The sequence below is a fragment of the Streptomyces sp. NPDC014861 genome, from assembly GCF_043081625.1.
In the GTDB taxonomy this organism is placed as follows: domain Bacteria; phylum Actinomycetota; class Actinomycetes; order Streptomycetales; family Streptomycetaceae; genus Streptomyces.
In genome coordinates, this window is sequence record NZ_JBIBWV010000014.1 from 31475 (window position 1) to 47411 (window position 15937).

A 15937-nucleotide genomic window follows, 5' to 3' on the forward strand; every position below is an offset into this window, starting at 1 on the left:
CTCGGTGACCTCGGCCGTCTTCTTGGCGGCGGTCCGCTTGCGGGGAGCCTTGGGGGCTTCCTCGGCGGGGGCCTCGGCGGCGGGCGCCTCGGTGACGGCGGCGGCGGCCGTCTTCTTCGCGGCGGTCCGCTTGCGCGGGGCCTTGGGGGCCTCCTCGGTGGCGGCGGGGGTCTCGGTGACCTCGGCCGTCTTCTTGGCGGCGGTCCGCTTGCGGGGAGCCTTGGGGGCTTCCTCGGCGGGGGCCTCGGCGGCGGGCGCCTCGGTGACGACGGCGGCGGCCGTCTTCTTCGCGGCGGCGCGCTTGCGCGGGGCCTTCGGGACCTCCTCGACCGGAGCGGCGACCGGGGCCGGGGCCTCGGCGACCGGGGCCGGGATGACCATGACGGCCTCGATGGCGGCGGTGGTCGTCACCGGGCTGGACGCCTTGCGCACCGCGCGGCGGCGCGGCCGGGCGGCCGGCTCCTCGACGACCGGGGCCGCGGGGGCCTCGACGACGGCCGGAGCGGCCTCGATCACGGCACCCGGGGTGGTCGCCGGGCGGGTCGCACGACGCCGGCCCCGCGGCGGCGCGGCCACGGCCACGGCCACGGCCTGCGCGGGCACGGAGGCGGGCGCGGCCTGGACCGGGGCGGTCCGGACGGGCGCGGCCTGGACCGGGCGCTCCACCGACTGGGCGGGGACCGGGGCGGACCGCTTGCGGGCGGCGGCCAGCTCGGCGGCGGCGCTCTCCACCGTCTGGAACGACACGGTGTCCTCGGCGCGCGGCCGGACCCGGCGCTTGCGCGGCGCGTGCGTCGGCGCGGGAGCGGCGGCCGGGGCGACGGGCGCCGCGACGACCGTCTCCGGACGCCCGCCACGGCCACGGCGGCGGCGCGGAGCAGCCTCCTCGGCCGGGGCCTCGACGGTCTCGGCGGCCGGGGCCGTCTCGGTACGGCCGCCGCGGGCGCGGCGGCGGCGCGGAGCAGCGTCCTCGGCCGGGGCCTCGACGGATGCCGGAGCCTCGACGGGCGCCGGGGTCTCGACGACCGGGGCCTCGACCGGCTCGGCGACGACCGTCTCGGCGGCGGCCGGGGCCGTCTCCGTACGGGCGCCGCGGGCGCGGCGGCGGCGCGGGGCCGCCTCCTCGACCGGGGTCTCGACGGGCGCCGGGGCCTCGGCCGCCGGGACGGCCTCGACCGTCTCCGCGGCGGCCGGGGCGGCGCCGGCGACCGGGATGCCCCCGCCGACCGGGCCGGTGCCGCGGGTACGGCGGCGGCGCGGGCGGCGCGGACCGTCGACGGCCTCCGGGGCCTCGGCGGTCTCGCCGGCCGGGGTGCCGGTCGTCGGGGCGGCCTCGGCGTCGGACCCGCCGCGGGTGCGGCGGCGCTGGCGCGGGGTCCGCGTACGCTCCGGGCGCTCCTCGACGGGGGCCGGGGCCGCGTCACGGCCGCCGCGGCCACGACGGCCGCCCGGCTCGCCCAGGTCCTCCAGCTCCTCCGCGGCGAGACCCGCGCGGGTCCGCTCGGAGCGCGGCAGGATGCCCTTGGTGCCCTCGGGGATGTCCAGCTCGGAGTACAGGTGCGGGGAGCTGGAATAGGTCTCCACCGGGTCGGCGAAGTTCAGCTCCAGCGCCTTGTTGATCAGCTGCCAGCGCGGGATGTCGTCCCAGTCGACGAGCGTGATCGCCGTACCGGTGTTGCCCGCGCGGCCGGTGCGGCCGGTGCGGTGCAGGTAGGTCTTCTCGTCCTCGGGCGTCTGGTAGTTGATGACGTGGGTGACGCCCTCGACGTCGATGCCGCGGGCGGCGACGTCGGTGCAGACGAGGACGTCCACCTTGCCGTTGCGGAAGGCGCGCAGCGCCTGCTCGCGGGCGCCCTGGCCGAGGTCGCCGTGGACCGCGCCGGAGGCGAAGCCGCGACGCTGGAGCTGCTCGGCGATGTCGGCCGCCGTCCGCTTCGTACGGCAGAAGATCATCGCGAGGCCGCGGCCGCGGGCCTGGAGGATGCGCGCGACCATCTCCGGCTTGTCCATGTTGTGCGCGCGGTAGACGTGCTGCTTGATGTTGGCGTGCGTCACGCCCTCGTTGTCCGGCGAGGTGGCGCGGATGTGCGTGGGCCGCGACATGTAGCGGCGGGCCAGGCCGATGACCGCGCCCGGCATGGTGGCCGAGAAGAGCATGGTCTGGCGGGTCGCCGGAAGCATGTTGATGATCTTCTCGACGTCGGGCAGGAAGCCCAGGTCGAGCATCTCGTCGGCCTCGTCCAGGACGAGGGTCTTCACGTGCGACAGGTCGAGCTTGCGCTGACCGGCCAGGTCGAGCAGGCGGCCGGGGGTGCCGACGACGACGTCGACGCCCTTCTGCAGGGCCTCGACCTGGGGCTCGTACGCCCGGCCGCCGTAGATGGCGAGGACGCGCACGTTGCGCACCTTGCCGGCGGTGAGGAGGTCGTTGGTGACCTGCTGGCACAGCTCGCGGGTCGGCACGACGACGAGGGCCTGCGGGGCCTCCGTCAGCTGCTCGGGCTTCGCGCGGCCCGCCTCGACGTCGGCGGGGACGGTGACCCGCTCCAGGATCGGCAGACCGAAGCCGAGGGTCTTGCCCGTGCCGGTCTTGGCCTGGCCGATGACGTCGGTGCCGGTGAGGGCGACCGGAAGGGTCATCTCCTGGATGGGGAAGGGGGTGATGATGCCGACGGCTTCAAGCGCTTCGGCGGTCTCGGGAAGGATTCCGAGCTCTCGGAACGTAGTCAGGGTGCTGCCTCTTCTGTGAGACGCGGCGCGAGGCGAACGAAGGGGGTCTCATCGTGCCGGGCTCTTCCCGCGGGATCCTGGGGAAGATCGCCGCCGGGTGGCACGGGACCACTGCCGTCGCTCGAGCGTCGTACCGCTGAGGGACCCTTCGGCGGGTCCGCCGGAAGGGCTGTCGGGCCGGAGCCGATCGGGCCACCGACCGGGCATCCTCATTCATGCGTCGGCCCACCGGGTACGTCCGAACGTGCGAAAGCATGTACGCATACTCGGCAGGCGCATTACCACTGTACCTCGGAATCGCGCATGTGTGTTGGGGGAAATGGTGATGAGGGCACGGTCACACTGACTGACCAGCGCCTTCGGGGGCCCTGGGGGCGGGCTATTGTGCGCTCCATGGAGACGCCTGACAACGCCACACCCGCCGGAGCCCCGGACGACGCCGACACTCCCACCGGCATCGCCGCCAAGGACTGGGCCACGGCTTCCGCGGAGCCGCAGTACCGCGCCGCCGTGATCGACCTCCTCGGCGCCCTCGCCTACGGCGAGCTGGCGGCCTTCGAGCGGCTCGCCGAGGACGCCAAGCTCGCGCCGTCCCTGGAGGACAAGGCGGAGCTGGCGAAGATGGCCTCCGCCGAGTTCGCTCACTTCGAGCGGCTGCGGGACCGGCTGGCCGCCGTCGACGCGGAGCCCACCGCGGCCATGGAGCCCTTCGCGAAGGCGCTCGACGACTTCCACCGCCAGACCGCCCCGTCGGACTGGCTGGAGGGTCTGGTCAAGGCGTACGTGGGCGACTCGATCGCCAGTGACTTCTACCGCGAGGTCGCGGCCCGGCTCGACTCGGACACCCGCGCCCTGGTGCTCGCGGTGCTCGACGACACCGGGCACGGGAACTTCGCCGTGGAGAAGGTCCGCGCGGCGATCGACGCCGACCCGCGCGTCGGCGGCCGGCTCGCGCTGTGGGCCCGCCGGCTGATGGGCGAGGCGCTGTCCCAGGCGCAGCGGGTGGTGGCCGAGCGGGACGCGCTCTCCACGATGCTCGTCGGCGGGGTCGCGGACGGCTTCGACCTGGCGGAGGTGGGCCGGATGTTCTCCCGGATCACCGAGGCGCACACCAAGCGGATGGCGGCCCTGGGCCTCGCCGCCTGAGCCGGCGTCACCCCTGGAACGGATCGGCCGCGTGGCCCGGGACCTCGGTCCCGGGCCACGCGGCCGTCCCACGCGCGGTGCGGCGGGTCAGTACGCCGCGGGCGATGATCGGCGGAGCCGGCGGGCGGCCGGGCGCACGAGCAGCGAGAGCAGCACCGCCGCCACCGCGACGGCGCCGACGAGGGTGGCGAGGAAGTGGCCGGGTCCGAGCGCCCCGTGGGTGACGAGCGCACCGAAGACGGCGCCCAGCCCACCGGTCAGGAACACGGTCCTCCGGGCGGGGAGGCGGTGGGGCAGGCGATGCGCGGCGGCCCAGGCCAGGGCCAGTCCGAGCAGGGCGGAGCCGAGGGCTTCCAGGAACACGGTGGATCACCTCGCGAGGGGTGCGGGGCGGGCTGTGCGGTCAAGTCCCCTTCTACCCCGGGCCGTCGGAACGCAACCCTCCCCCCGCCCCGCCGAGAGGCCCCCGCGGGGCGGCCGCGGCGCCGGAGGGCGTACCGGAGCGCCCTCGCGCACACCACCCGGACGGCCCCGCGCCCGACCGGCGCGGGAGCGGGACCGACGGATCCCGCGCGGACGTGTGAAGAGCCCCGGACGCGGGCGCGCACGGGGGGCCTGCGCGTGTGTGGCACTCGGTCCGTACGCACGCGCGTGGCACTCGGGCAGCGCGCACGCGCGGGCACGTACGGACGCGAGGAGGCCCGGAGGGACGGGTGTCCCTCCGGGCCTCCTGTGCGGGAGCCGCGGCCTCAGAGCGTGCCGAAGCCCACCCGGCGCACCGCGGTCTCGCCGAGCTCCACATAAGCGATCTTGTCCGAGGGGATGAGGACCCGGCGGCCCTTCTCGTCCTCAAGGCTGAGCAGCGGTGCCTTGCCGGACAGCGCGTCCGCGACGGCGCGCTCCACGTCCTCGGCGGACTGCCCGCTCTCCAGAACGATCTCCCGGGGTGCGTACTGCACGCCGATCTTGACCTCCACGGCTATGTCCCTCCGAACGGTCAGCCATGCGCGATGAACCCGCGCCGTACGCTGCACACATTAGCCCGGTGAGGGGACGCGCACGGCTCAGCCGCCGCACGCCAGGAGCGAACAGGGAGCGGGAACAAAGCCCGGGACCCGTCCGCGGCCGGCCCGGGTCAGTGGCCCTCGGCGCTCAGCTGGCCGTCGACCGGGTGCAGCGGGAAGCCCGCGATGCCGCGCCAGGCGAGCGAGGTGAGCAGCGAGACGGCCGTGTCGCGGGGGATCGGGGACTCGCTGGAGAGCCAGTAGCGGGCGACGACCTGAGAGACGCCGCCGAGGCCCACCGCGAGCAGCATCGATTCGTCCGTGGAGAGACCGGTGTCCTCGGCGATGACCTCGGAGATGGCCTCGGCGCACTGGAGGCTGACGCGGTCCACGCGCTCGCGGACGGCCGGCTCGTTGGTGAGGTCGGACTCGAAGACGAGGCGGAAGGCGCCGCCCTCGTCCTCGACGTAGGCGAAGTAGGCGTCCATCGTGGCCGCGACCCGGAGCTTGTTGTCCGAGGTGGAGGCGAGGGCGGTGCGGACCGCGTGGAGCAGGGACTCGCAGTGCTGGTCGAGCAGGGCCAGGTACAGCTCCAGCTTCCCGGGGAAGTGCTGGTAGAGCACCGGCTTGCTCACGCCGGCCCGCTCGGCGATGTCGTCCATGGCCGCGGAGTGGTAGCCCTGGGCGACGAAGACCTCCTGGGCCGCGCCGAGCAGCTGGTTCCGCCGGGCACGGCGCGGCAGCCGCGTACCGCGAGGGCGTGCTGCCTCTGTCTGCTCGATGGCGCTCACGCGGCCTCCCAAGAATTCGATCCATGTGCGCTGTCGCGCCGCGCCGCCATCGTACTTTTGGGTAACCCGGCTGTGCGCGGTGCGGACGCAGAATTTCACGGACCGGACGTTGGGGTCGACAGTCGATTCAATATTAAACCGAACAAATCAGCGGTAGTCGTCAGCGGTAGTCGTCCTCGTCGAGGGTGACCACCCGTGCCTGCTCGGAGGCGTCGGCCTCGTCCGCCGCCTCGTGGTCGATGTCGCCGAGCGGTTCGTCCTCCCTCGGACGCAGTTCCGTGTGCTGCTCGGCCGCGTCGGCCTCCGGGACTTCCTCGTCGAGCACGGCGTCCTCTTCCTCGGGGAACGTGTCCGGCTCGGACGGATCGACAGTCATGCGATTCCTTCCCGTCCTCCCCGCGCGCGGACGGCCGCCCGCGCGGATGGCCCTCCCTACGAGCGTAGGAGCACCGGCGTCCCCCCGCACCCGAGCCGCCTCCGCCGGGGGCGAACGGAGGCCCCCGCGGACGCCACGCGCGCCTGTGACCGCACCCACACCCGAGCCCGCGTGATCGTCTCGTAATATTGCGGCCATGTCCTCGACCGAGCTGCCGGAAACCCGGACCGCCGACACCGCTCCGCCGGCGCCGCGTCCGCGCGCCGTCCGGATCGCCGACGGCGAGGAGCTCCGCTCCGTCGCGCTCCCCGGTCTCACCCTCACCGTGCGCTCCCGGCCCGGCACCCGCCCCGGCCTGCCGCCCGCGCTGTACGTGCACGGCCTCGGCGGTTCCTCGCAGAACTGGTCCGCGCTGATGCCGCACCTCGCCGACCTCGTCGACGGCGACGCCGTCGACCTGCCCGGCTTCGGCGTCTCCCCGCCGCCCGACGACGGCAACTACTCGGTCACCGGGCACGCCCGCGCGGTGATCCGGCTGCTCGACGCCTCGGGGCGCGGCCCGGTCCACCTCCTCGGCAACTCGCTGGGCGGCGCCGTCGCCACCCGGGTCGCCGCCGTCCGGCCCGACCTGGTCCGCACCCTGACCCTGATCTCGCCGGCCCTGCCCGAGCTGCGCGCCCAGCGCACCGCCTGGCCGACGGCGCTGCTCGCGGTGCCCGGAGTCGCCGGACTCTTCGCCCGCGTCTCCCGCGACTGGACCGCCGAGCAGCGCGTCCGGGGCGTCCTCTCGCTCTGCTACGGGGACCCCGGCCAGGTCACCGACGAGGGCCTGCGGCACGCCGTCGAGGAGATGGAGCGCCGGCTGGAACTCCCCTATTTCTGGGACGCGATGGCCAGGTCCTCGCGCGGAATCGTCGACGCCTATACTCTCGGCGGCCAGCACGGCCTGTGGCGGCAGGCGGAGCGGGTGCTCGCTCCGACCCTGCTCGTCTACGGCGGCCGTGACCGGCTCGTCTCGTACCGGATGGCCCGCAGGGCCGCCGCCGCCTTCCGGGGCTCGCGGCTGCTGAGCCTGCCCGACGCCGGACACGTGGCGATGATGGAGTACCCCGAGACGGTCGCCGCGGCCGCGCGGGAGCTGATCGCGGAACACGACGCACGGCACGACGGGAGCTGAACCCGGGGTGGGACGACATAGTCGCAAGGGGCCCGTGCCCTCGGCGGGCGACACCGGGCGCGCGCCCGTGAGGGACGCCGGGCGTCCGCAGGCGGCCGAGACCGGGCGCACGCCCGTCGTGGACGGCGGCACGGGGACGGGCACGGGCCGGCGCCGCAGGGCCGCCGAGTCCGGCCGGCCGGAGTACGGCACGCCCCCGGGCGCCGCACGCGGCCACGTCCCCTTCCCCGGCCACGGCACCCCCGCGCAGGGGACCCCCCAGGCGTACGGGACGCCCGGGCAGGGCGGTCCTGGCCGCGCCGCGCCGGGGCAGGGCGGCTCCGGGTACGGGACCCCGGCCCACGGCACGCCGGTGTACGGGACGCCTGCTCACGGGACCCCCGTCCCAGGGACCCCGGCCCACGGCACCCCCGTCTTCGACGCGCCCGCGCACGGGGCTCAGCACACGCCCGCCCACGGCATTCCGGTGCGCGGCGGGCATCCCGCGCACGAGGAGGGCGTGCGGTCCGCGCCCGAGCGGTACGGGCCCACCACCGGTGGTCCCTCCAAGGTCCCCGCCCCCCGCCGGGTCGCCGCGGCACCGCCGGACGGGCCCGACGCGCCCGCGGCGGACGCCGAGGGCGCGGACGAGGACGAGACGTCGGGCAGAGGCGGCAAGGGGCGGGCCCTCACCGGCATCGCCGCCGCCGCCGTCACCACCTGCCTCGCGATCGTCGTCGCGGGGCAGGTCGCCGACCGCGAGGACGGCGCCCCGGCCGTCCGCGCCGCGCAGGAGCCCGCCCAGCGGGCCTCGGAGGACTCCGCCTCCCGCTCCGAGGAGCGGGTCGGGCCGGCGGAACCGGCTCCCGTGAAGCGGCAGCCGGCGCCCACGTACGAGCAGTTGATGACCCACCAGTTCCCGATCGACCCGAAGCTCAGCGGCTCCGGTGACTTCGAGGCGGTGCCCGGGCTCGACAAGGCGCCGGGCAAGGGGCAGAAGTACCGCTACCGCGTGGACGTCGAGAAGGGCCTCGGGCTCGACGCCGGGCTCTTCGCGCGGGCCGTCCAGCAGACCCTCAACGACAAGCGCAGCTGGGCCGGTCAGGGCGCGATGACCTTCGAGCGGATCTCCAGCGGGGAGCCCGACTTCGTCATCACGCTCGCGAGCCCCGGTACCACCGGCAAGTGGTGCGCCAAGTCCGGCCTCGACACCACCGTCGACAACGTCTCCTGCGACTCGGCCTCCACCGAGCGCGTGATGATCAACGCCTTCCGGTGGGCGCAGGGCTCCGAGACCTTCGGCCCGAAGGCGATGCACGCCTACCGGCAGATGCTCATCAACCACGAGGTCGGGCACCGGCTCGGCCACAACCACGTGACGTGCCGGACGCCGGGCGCACTGGCGCCGGTGATGCAGCAGCAGACGAAGTCCCTGGAGATCGACGGCGTGGCCTGCCGTCCCAACCCTTGGGTGCACCCCGGGAGTTGATCGCCGCGGTCCGCATCCTGAGGCGTACGTCCCGGGATGCGGTCGGCGGGCCCGTGTCGCACGTGCGTCGGCGGTGGCGCCTCGGTGAACCGGCTCGGGGGTGTCGGCGGCCGGGCCCGCCGTGACCGGCTCGGGCGTCGTCCGGTCGCCCTTTCGCCGTCGGCCCGGGTGTCGTCCGGTCGCCCTTTCGCCGTCGGCCCGGGTGCCGTTCCGTCGCCCTTTTCGCCATCGGCTCGGGCGTCGTTCCGTCGTCCTTTCGTCACCTGCTCGGGTGCCGGTCGGTCGCCCTCCGTCGCGGGTTCTCGTTTTCCCGGCGGTGCCCGCATTCACGCGGGCGCGCCCCTCACCGTGTTCCCCTCTTCCGGTGATTTCCCGCGTCCGCGCAATTCCCTTTCCCCGGGCGTGGTTCACGCGGGAGACCCTGAGCCGCGCGCCCTCCGTCCGTGCTCTCGCGCGGGGCCCGGCGCCGCCGAGAACCGGCTGCCCGCCGTCCTCCGCCGCGTATCGCGACCGAACGCGACCGGAGTGGGAAAGTTACGTGCATTCACCCCTTCCGGTGGTGCGGCGGACAACCGTCCGTCGCGCCGCCGCTCCCTGCGCTTACGTTCTACCCGCTGCGGGAATCCCGCCGTGGGACTCCCGCCGAGCAGCGCGCACCACCGACGGGACCGGTGGGCGCCGTCGAAAAGGACCGGGGGTGGGTGCTCGTGCGGATCGGACTGCTCACGGAGGGTGGCAAGCCGTGCGCCACCGGTGACACCGGCGCGTGGTGGCAGCGGCTCGTCCGCGGCCTCGCCTCCCACGACTTCGACCTGTACGCCGTCGGCGGCCCCCTCCCCACCGGCCCGCTGCCTCCCCACGCCCGCCCCGTCGCCGCCACCGGCGCGGGCGCCCTCCCCGCCGGACCGCCCGAGCGCGCCGGCCGCCGCGCCTACGGCCGCCGCGACCGCCGCCGCTTCGCCGAGGGCTTCCACGCCCTCGCCACCGGCCTCGCCGCCGAGGCCGACCCCGCGCGCCCCGCCGAAGGCGCCGCCGCCGACTCCTTCGCCACCGGCCTCGGCGCCCTCGCCGACCTCGCCCGCGACACCGGCGGACTGCCCGGCGCGCTCCGCTCCGACGACGCCGTCCGCCTCCTGGAGAGCGCCTGCCGCGCCCCCGGCGCCCGCCGCGCCGCCGCCGCGGCGGGACTCCGCGACCACCTCGCCTTCGCCGACCACCTGGAGCGGGCCCTGCGCCCCCTCTCCCTCGCCTGGTACGACGAGACCGCCCTCGGCGCCGCCGACCTCTGCCACGCCACCGCCGGCGGCCCCGTCGCCCTCCCGGGCCTGCTGGCCAAACGCTTCTTCGGCACCCCGCTCCTCGTCACCGAGTACGGCGTCGGCCTCCGCTCCCACTACCTCGCCCGGCCCGGCACCGGGACCTCCGACGCCTCCACCGCCCTGCGCACCCTGCTCGCCGCCCTCCACGGCCGCCTCGCCGGCGAGACGTACCGCCAGGCCGCCCTCCTCACCCCCGGCAACGCCCACGCCCGCCGCTGGCAGGAGCGGCTCGGCGCCGACCGCGACCGGGTCCGCACCGTCCACCCCGGCATGCCCGCCGAGCGTTTCGCCGACGTCGGCGAGGACGAGGAGAGCGGCGAGCCCGGCACGCTCGTCTGGATCGGCCGCGTCGAACCCGCCAAGGACCTCGTCGCCCTCCTCCACGCCTTCGCCGAACTCCGCGCCCGCCGGCCCGACGCCCGGCTGCGGATCGTGTCCGTCCCCGCCGACGCCGGCGCACCCGACGGAGCCACCGAACCCTGCGCCTACCTCGCCCAGTGCGCCGCGCTCGCCGCCCAGCTCTTCCCCGACGAGGCCGCCGGCGCCCACGCCGTCGGCGAGAACCCCGTCTCCTTCGAGGAGTTGGGCGGACCCGAGGCGCCCACCCTGGAGGACGTCTACGCCTCCGCCGCCGTCGTCGTCCTCTCCAGCACCGTCGAGGGCTTCCCCGCCAGCCTCGTCGAGGCCATGTTCTGCGCCCGCGCCACCGTCTCCACCGACGTCGGCGCGGTGGTCGAGATCATCGGCGGCACCGGGCTCGTCGTCCCCCCGCGCAACCCCCGCGCGCTCGCGGACGCCTGCCACGCGCTGCTGAGCGACCCCGAGCGCCGGTACCGGCTCGGCGCGGCCGCCCGCGCGCGGGCACTGGAGCTCTTCACCGTCGACCAGAACCTCGCCGCGTTCCGCGGCATCTACCTCGAACTCCTCTCCCACGCCCCGGTCCGCCACCGCGCCGGGTCCGACGTGCCCTTCGCCCACCCCGCCGAGGCGCACCTCCCCGGCAGCTGGGCGCCGAAGGCCGTCGCCGCGGGCACAGGAGCCCCCGATGCCTGAAGGAGGCACCCCCATGCGCGGCCCCGCCGCCCCGACGAGCCCCGGAGCCTGGGACGCCCGCTCCGAAGCCCTCCTCGGCGCCCCCGCGGTGGACGCGGAGCCCGCGCCGCCCGCGATAGCCCCCGGGGCCGCCCGCCCGCTCCCCGCCCTCGACCTCCACGCGGACCCGCCGTCCGCGACCCCCGATCCCACCCCCGGCCCGTCCGCCCTGGACGACCTCCTCTCCGCCTTCGGCCCGCCCCGTCCGACCCCGCACGCGCGCGTGCCCGAGGAAGGGCACGCGGAGGCGACCGCCACCGACCCGGAGCCGGTGGCGCCCTCCCCGGCGGGGACCGGTACAGGCGCGGAGCCTCGAACCGATGTCGAGCCCGATGCCGATGCCGAGCCTCAGGCCGACGTCAGGCCCGAGCCGGGGACCCGACGTGAGGGCGCGTCCGGCGCGGAGCCTTGGCCCGAGACCGAGCCGTCGACCGCCGAGCCCGCCGACGGGACCGGGCGCGCACCCGCCCCCGCGCCAACGCCTGCGCCAACACCCACACCCGCACCCACCCCCGCGCCCGAACCCGTGTCCGCCCCCGAGCCGGTCGCCGCGGGCCCCGCCGTCGCCTCCCCGCCGCCCGTACCCCAGGACCCCACCACGGGAGGGGCCGTCGCGCCCGGGCCCGGGGCGGCCTGGGGGGAGCCGCCCGCGCCCGTCGCGCCGCCCGCCGCCCCACCCGCCGCCCCGCCCGCTCCCGCGGGCAGGGCCCGCCGCGCGGGAGACCCCGTCAAGGTGCTCATGCACCGGCACCGGGAGCTGTGCGCCCGCGCCGTCGACCCGCTGGAGATCGCCGCCGGGCTCGAAGCCCAGGGGTTCACCGACCGGACCGCCGCCCGCTACCGCCACCGCGACGTCTTCTCCCTCGCCGAGGAGCTGTACGCGCGCGTGCCCCGCGGCCACCAGGAGGCCACGCCCCCGCGGGACGCCCCCGCGCCCCGTACCCCGTGGGCACTCGCCGCGCTCGCCCCCGGCGCCGCGGCGGCGCTCCTGGTGCCCGCCCTGCTCCACCTGGACGGGGCCGCCCGGTTCGCCGCCGCGACCGCCGGGACGCTCGGGCTGGCCGGCGCGCTCGTCCTCGCCGTCCGGCGCGGGCCGCTGCGCGCCGCCGTCCCCGCGCCCGCCGCCCGGCTCTGGATCCTGTGGCTCCTCGCGTACGCCGTCGCGGGCGACGGGCTCCTGGAGCAGGTGCTCGCCGGCGGACCCGACGGCGCCTGGGACCTCCATCCCACCCCGCTCCTCGGCCTCGCGCTCGCCGTCGCCCCCGCCGCCTGGTGCGCCCACCTCTTCGCCGGCCGCGCCCGGCGGCGCATCGCCGACAGCCGCGGCCTCGCGGACTTCGCCGCCGGCACGCGCGCGTGGCTCCTGGCCGCCGTCCTCCTCCATCTCGCCGCCCTCACCGCCCTGCTGGCGCTCACCGGACTCACCGCCGGCGCGCTCGCCCTCGGCCTCCTGCTCCTCCTCGCCCGGCTGCTCACCGTCCACGGACACCCCGAGACCGCCGCCGCCGCCCTCGCCGCCGCCTGCGCCGCCGAAGCCCTCGGCCTCGCGAGCGTGCTGGCCGCCCGGCTCCCGCTCCCCGGCTTCGACGCGCTCGCCCTCCCCGTGCGGACCGCCGTCGGCGCCTGGGGCCCGGGCGCACTCCCCGCACTCGTGTGCGGCGCCGCCGCGCTCGGCCTGCTGGCCCACGCGACCGGCGCCCTCACCCGGGCCTCGGCCCACACCACCCCCTGACCCGAGGCACCCGCGGAGCCGACGCCGCGGGCGCCCGGCCCCCGACTCACCACCCTCAAGGAGAAACCAGACCATGACCCCTCACTCCCCAGCACCGGCCGGTCGGCACGAAGGGGCCGCACGATGAGGGTGCTACTGCTCGGAGCCAACGGCTTCATCGGCCGCTTCGTCGCCGACCGGCTGCTCGCCGACCCGGCGGTCCACCTCACCGCCCTCGGCCGCGGCGACGACGCCGACGTCCGCTTCGACCTCGCCTCCGGCAGCCCCGGCGCGCTCACCCGCTTCCTGGACGCCGTGCACCCCGGCGTGGTCGTCAACTGCGCGGGCGCCACCCGCGGCGGCGCCCGCGACCTCACCCGGCACAACACCGTCGCCGTCGCCACCGTCTGCGAGGCCCTGCGCCGCAGCGGCTGCGGCGCCCGGCTCGTCCAGGTCGGCTGCGCCTCCGAGTACGGGCCCAGCCAGCCCGGCTCCTCCACCGCGGAGGACGCCGTGCCGCGCCCGGGAGGCCCGTACGGCGTCTCCAAGCTCGCCGCCACCGAACTCGTCCTCGGCTCCGGGCTCGACGCGGTCGTCCTCCGGGTCTTCTCCCCGGTCGGCCCCGGCACCCCCGCCGGCTCCCCGCTCGGCCGGCTCGCCGAGGCCATGCGCCGGGCGATGCAGGCCGGGGACGGCGAGCTCAAGCTCAGCGGCCTCGGCGTGCAGCGGGACTTCGTCGACGTCAGGGACGTGGCCCGCGCCGTGCACGCCGCCTCCCTCTCCGCCGCCCAGGGCGTCGTCAACATCGGTACGGGACGGGCCGTCCGGCTCCGGGACGCCGCCGCCGTCCTCGCCCGGGTCGCCGGCTACGCGGGCAACCTCCACGAGGTCGACGCCCCGCACGGCGTCCCGCAGCGGCCCGTCATCGGCCCCCCGCGCTCCGAGGCGACCATCGCCGAACAGCTGGCCTCCGCCCCCTTCCCGTACCCCGACGGCTGCGGCCCCTGGCAGCAGGCCGACGTCCGCACCGCCAGGGACCGGCTCGGCTGGCGCCCCCGGATCAACCTGGAGGAGTCGCTGGCCGACATCTGGATGGAGGCGGCGTGTCGCATCTGACCGCCACCGGCACCGTCCGGGCGCTCGGCGTCGGCGCCCCCGGCTACGCCCATCCGCTGCTCGCCCCGGTCGAATGGGCCGAACTGACCCGCCCCGGCACCCCCGTGCACTGGGCGGTGCTCAACGTCGCCGACGGTCCCGGCAGCCGTCCCGACCCGCACTGCCTGGACACCGCGGGACGCCTCCGGCACGCGGGGGTGAGGGTCCTCGGGCACCTCGACCTGGCGCACGGCTCGCGCCCCTTCGGCGAGCTGGTCTCACAGGCGCAGCGGTACCTCGACTGGTACCGGGTCGGCGGCTTCTACCTGGACCGCTGCCCCACGGACCGGACCGACCTGCCCGGAGTGAGGAGGGCCACCAGCACCCTCTCGGCCCTCCTCGGCGGGGACGCCCACCTGGTCCTGGGCCAGGGCAGCCACCCGTACCCCGGCTACGCGGAGGCGGCGGACCAGCTGGTGACCTTCTCCGGCGCCTGGGCGGACTACCGCTGGTCGCAGGTGGCGGAGTGGACGGCGGAGTACCCGGAGGGGAAGTTCGCGCACCTCGTCCACGGAGTGCCGCGCACCCACCTCGACGAGGCGCTGCGGATCGCCCGCTGGCAGGGCGCGGGCACGATCTTCTTCACCGACCGCCCCGGCGGGCCGGGCGGGGCCGCGGGACAAAGTGCGCCATTCCACTCGCTGCCCGGCTACTGGGACGAAATCGTCTCGCGTATCGGACCGGGTGTCTCGGAATGAGGAGGGGCGTGGCAGTGTTACGGGGAGAACAACCGTACTGACATACCGACCAACGGAGTCCCCGTGTCGCTGCCACCCCTGGTCGAGCCGGCTGCCGAGCTCACCGTAGACGAGGTCCGCAGGTACTCCCGCCACCTGATCATCCCCGACGTGGGGATGGACGGGCAGAAGCGGCTGAAGAACGCCAAGGTGCTCTGTGTGGGCGCCGGCGGCCTCGGCTCGCCGGCCCTCATGTACCTGGCCGCGGCCGGTGTCGGCACGCTCGGCATCGTGGAGTTCGACGAGGTCGACGAGTCGAACCTCCAGCGCCAGATCATCCACAGCCAGGCGGACATCGGCCGCTCCAAGGCGGCGTCGGCGCGCGACAGCGTGCTCGGCATCAACCCGTACGTGAACGTGATCCTTCACGAGGAGCGGCTCGAGGCCGACAACGTGATGGAGATCTTCGGCCAGTACGACCTGATCGTCGACGGCACGGACAACTTCGCCACCCGCTACCTGGTGAACGACGCCTGCGTGCTGCTGAACAAGCCGTACGTCTGGGGCTCGATCTACCGGTTCGACGGCCAGGCGTCCGTCTTCTGGTCCGAGTACGGCCCCTGCTACCGCTGCCTCTACCCGGAGCCCCCGCCGCCGGGCATGGTCCCCTCCTGCGCCGAGGGCGGCGTCCTGGGCGTGCTGTGCGCGTCCATCGGCTCCATCCAGGTCACCGAGGCCATCAAGGTCCTCGCGGGCGTGGGCGACCCGCTGGTCGGCCGCCTGATGATCTACGACGCCCTGGAGATGCAGTACCGCCAGGTGAAGGTCCGCAAGGACCCGAACTGCGCGGTCTGCGGCGAGAACCCGACCGTCACCGAGCTCATCGACTACGAGGCCTTCTGCGGCGTCGTGTCCGAGGAGGCCCAGGAGGCGGCGCTCGGCTCCACGATCACTCCGAAGCAGCTCAAGGAGTGGATCGACGACGGCGAGAACATCGACATCATCGACGTCCGCGAGCCGAACGAGTACGAGATCGTCTCGATCCCCGGCGCGCGCCTGATCCCGAAGAACGAGTTCCTGATGGGCACCGCCCTCCAGGACCTCCCGCAGGACAGGCGGATCGTCCTGCACTGCAAGACGGGTGTCCGCAGTGCGGAAGTCCTCGCCGTGCTCAAGTCCGCGGGCTTCGCGGACGCGGTGCACGTCGGCGGCGGCGTGATCGGCTGGGTCCACCAGATCGAGCCCGAGAAGCCGGTCTACTAGCCGGTGCGACGAAGGCCCCGGACCGTGC

General features: G+C 75.7%; 13 protein-coding genes. 8 read left to right on the forward strand and 5 right to left on the reverse strand.

From position 1 onward, the window contains the following. A partial coding sequence (locus ACF1BN_RS24870; RefSeq protein ID WP_392333802.1) for a DEAD/DEAH box helicase occupies window positions 1-2640 on the reverse strand: 2640 nt, incomplete at its 3' end. A gap of 483 nt (window positions 2641-3123) precedes the next feature. Here ACF1BN_RS24870 and ACF1BN_RS24875 point away from each other — a divergent pair. Further along, a complete protein-coding gene (locus ACF1BN_RS24875) occupies window positions 3124-3876 on the forward strand; it encodes a ferritin-like fold-containing protein (protein ID WP_392333803.1) in 753 nt (250 codons plus the stop codon). Between the two features lie 87 nt (window positions 3877-3963). Here ACF1BN_RS24875 and ACF1BN_RS24880 read toward each other — a convergent pair whose 3' ends face one another. From ACF1BN_RS24880 to ACF1BN_RS24895, 4 genes are all read right to left on the reverse strand, one after another. Further along, window positions 3964-4239, reverse strand: coding sequence for a hypothetical protein (locus ACF1BN_RS24880; RefSeq protein ID WP_392333804.1), 276 nt, complete (start codon window positions 4237-4239; stop codon window positions 3964-3966). A 386-nt stretch (window positions 4240-4625) separates the two neighbouring features. Further along, a complete protein-coding gene (locus ACF1BN_RS24885) occupies window positions 4626-4853 on the reverse strand; it encodes a DUF3107 domain-containing protein (RefSeq protein ID WP_189847783.1) in 228 nt (75 codons plus the stop codon). A gap of 158 nt (window positions 4854-5011) precedes the next feature. Next, on the reverse strand, window positions 5012-5671 hold the full coding sequence (locus ACF1BN_RS24890; protein ID WP_376601756.1) for a TetR/AcrR family transcriptional regulator: 660 nt from the start codon (window positions 5669-5671) through the stop codon (window positions 5012-5014). Window positions 5672-5831: 160 nt separating this feature from the next. After that, window positions 5832-6047: a hypothetical protein gene (locus ACF1BN_RS24895; RefSeq protein ID WP_376601758.1), complete on the reverse strand. Its 216-nt coding sequence runs from the start codon at window positions 6045-6047 to the stop codon at window positions 5832-5834. Window positions 6048-6243: 196 nt separating this feature from the next. On the opposite strand from ACF1BN_RS24895, the gene ACF1BN_RS24900 reads away from it, so the two are divergent. The 7 genes from ACF1BN_RS24900 to moeZ all read left to right on the forward strand — a co-directional run bounded on the left by ACF1BN_RS24900 (window position 6244) and on the right by moeZ (window position 15909). Further along, window positions 6244-7224, forward strand: coding sequence for an alpha/beta fold hydrolase (locus ACF1BN_RS24900; protein WP_392333805.1), 981 nt, complete (start codon window positions 6244-6246; stop codon window positions 7222-7224). A gap of 7 nt (window positions 7225-7231) precedes the next feature. After that, window positions 7232-8692, forward strand: coding sequence for a DUF3152 domain-containing protein (locus ACF1BN_RS24905; RefSeq protein ID WP_392333806.1), 1461 nt, complete (start codon window positions 7232-7234; stop codon window positions 8690-8692). A gap of 707 nt (window positions 8693-9399) precedes the next feature. After that, window positions 9400-11064 carry a glycosyltransferase gene (locus ACF1BN_RS24910; RefSeq protein ID WP_392333916.1) on the forward strand — a complete coding sequence of 555 codons (1665 nt, stop codon included), beginning with the start codon at window positions 9400-9402 and terminating at the stop codon, window positions 11062-11064. 13 nt (window positions 11065-11077) lie between these two features. Beyond that, window positions 11078-12835 (forward strand): hypothetical protein, encoded by a 1758-nt coding sequence (locus tag ACF1BN_RS24915; RefSeq protein ID WP_392333807.1) that lies wholly within the window; start codon window positions 11078-11080, stop codon window positions 12833-12835. A 123-nt stretch (window positions 12836-12958) separates the two neighbouring features. After that, window positions 12959-13930 (forward strand): NAD-dependent epimerase/dehydratase family protein, encoded by a 972-nt coding sequence (locus tag ACF1BN_RS24920; RefSeq protein WP_392333808.1) that lies wholly within the window; start codon window positions 12959-12961, stop codon window positions 13928-13930. Continuing rightward, window positions 13918-14667, forward strand: coding sequence for a spherulation-specific family 4 protein (locus ACF1BN_RS24925; protein ID WP_392333809.1), 750 nt, complete (start codon window positions 13918-13920; stop codon window positions 14665-14667). Before ACF1BN_RS24920 ends, ACF1BN_RS24925 begins: the two co-directional genes overlap by 13 nt. Window positions 14668-14730: 63 nt before the next feature. Then, on the forward strand, window positions 14731-15909 hold the full coding sequence (gene moeZ / locus ACF1BN_RS24930) for an adenylyltransferase/sulfurtransferase MoeZ (RefSeq protein WP_392333810.1): 1179 nt from the start codon (window positions 14731-14733) through the stop codon (window positions 15907-15909). Window positions 15910-15937: the final 28 nt, after the last annotated feature.

Coding starts and splice junctions, on each gene's coding strand:
- ACF1BN_RS24900 (WP_392333805.1), top strand. CDS start 6,244: ATGTCCTCGACCGAGCTGCCGGAAACCCGGACCGCCGACACCGCTCCG.
- ACF1BN_RS24915 (WP_392333807.1), top strand. CDS start 11,078: ATGCGCGGCCCCGCCGCCCCGACGAGCCCCGGAGCCTGGGACGCCCGC.
- ACF1BN_RS24895 (WP_376601758.1), bottom strand. CDS start 6,047: ATGACTGTCGATCCGTCCGAGCCGGACACGTTCCCCGAGGAAGAGGAC.
- ACF1BN_RS24920 (WP_392333808.1), top strand. CDS start 12,959: ATGAGGGTGCTACTGCTCGGAGCCAACGGCTTCATCGGCCGCTTCGTC.
- ACF1BN_RS24875 (WP_392333803.1), top strand. CDS start 3,124: ATGGAGACGCCTGACAACGCCACACCCGCCGGAGCCCCGGACGACGCC.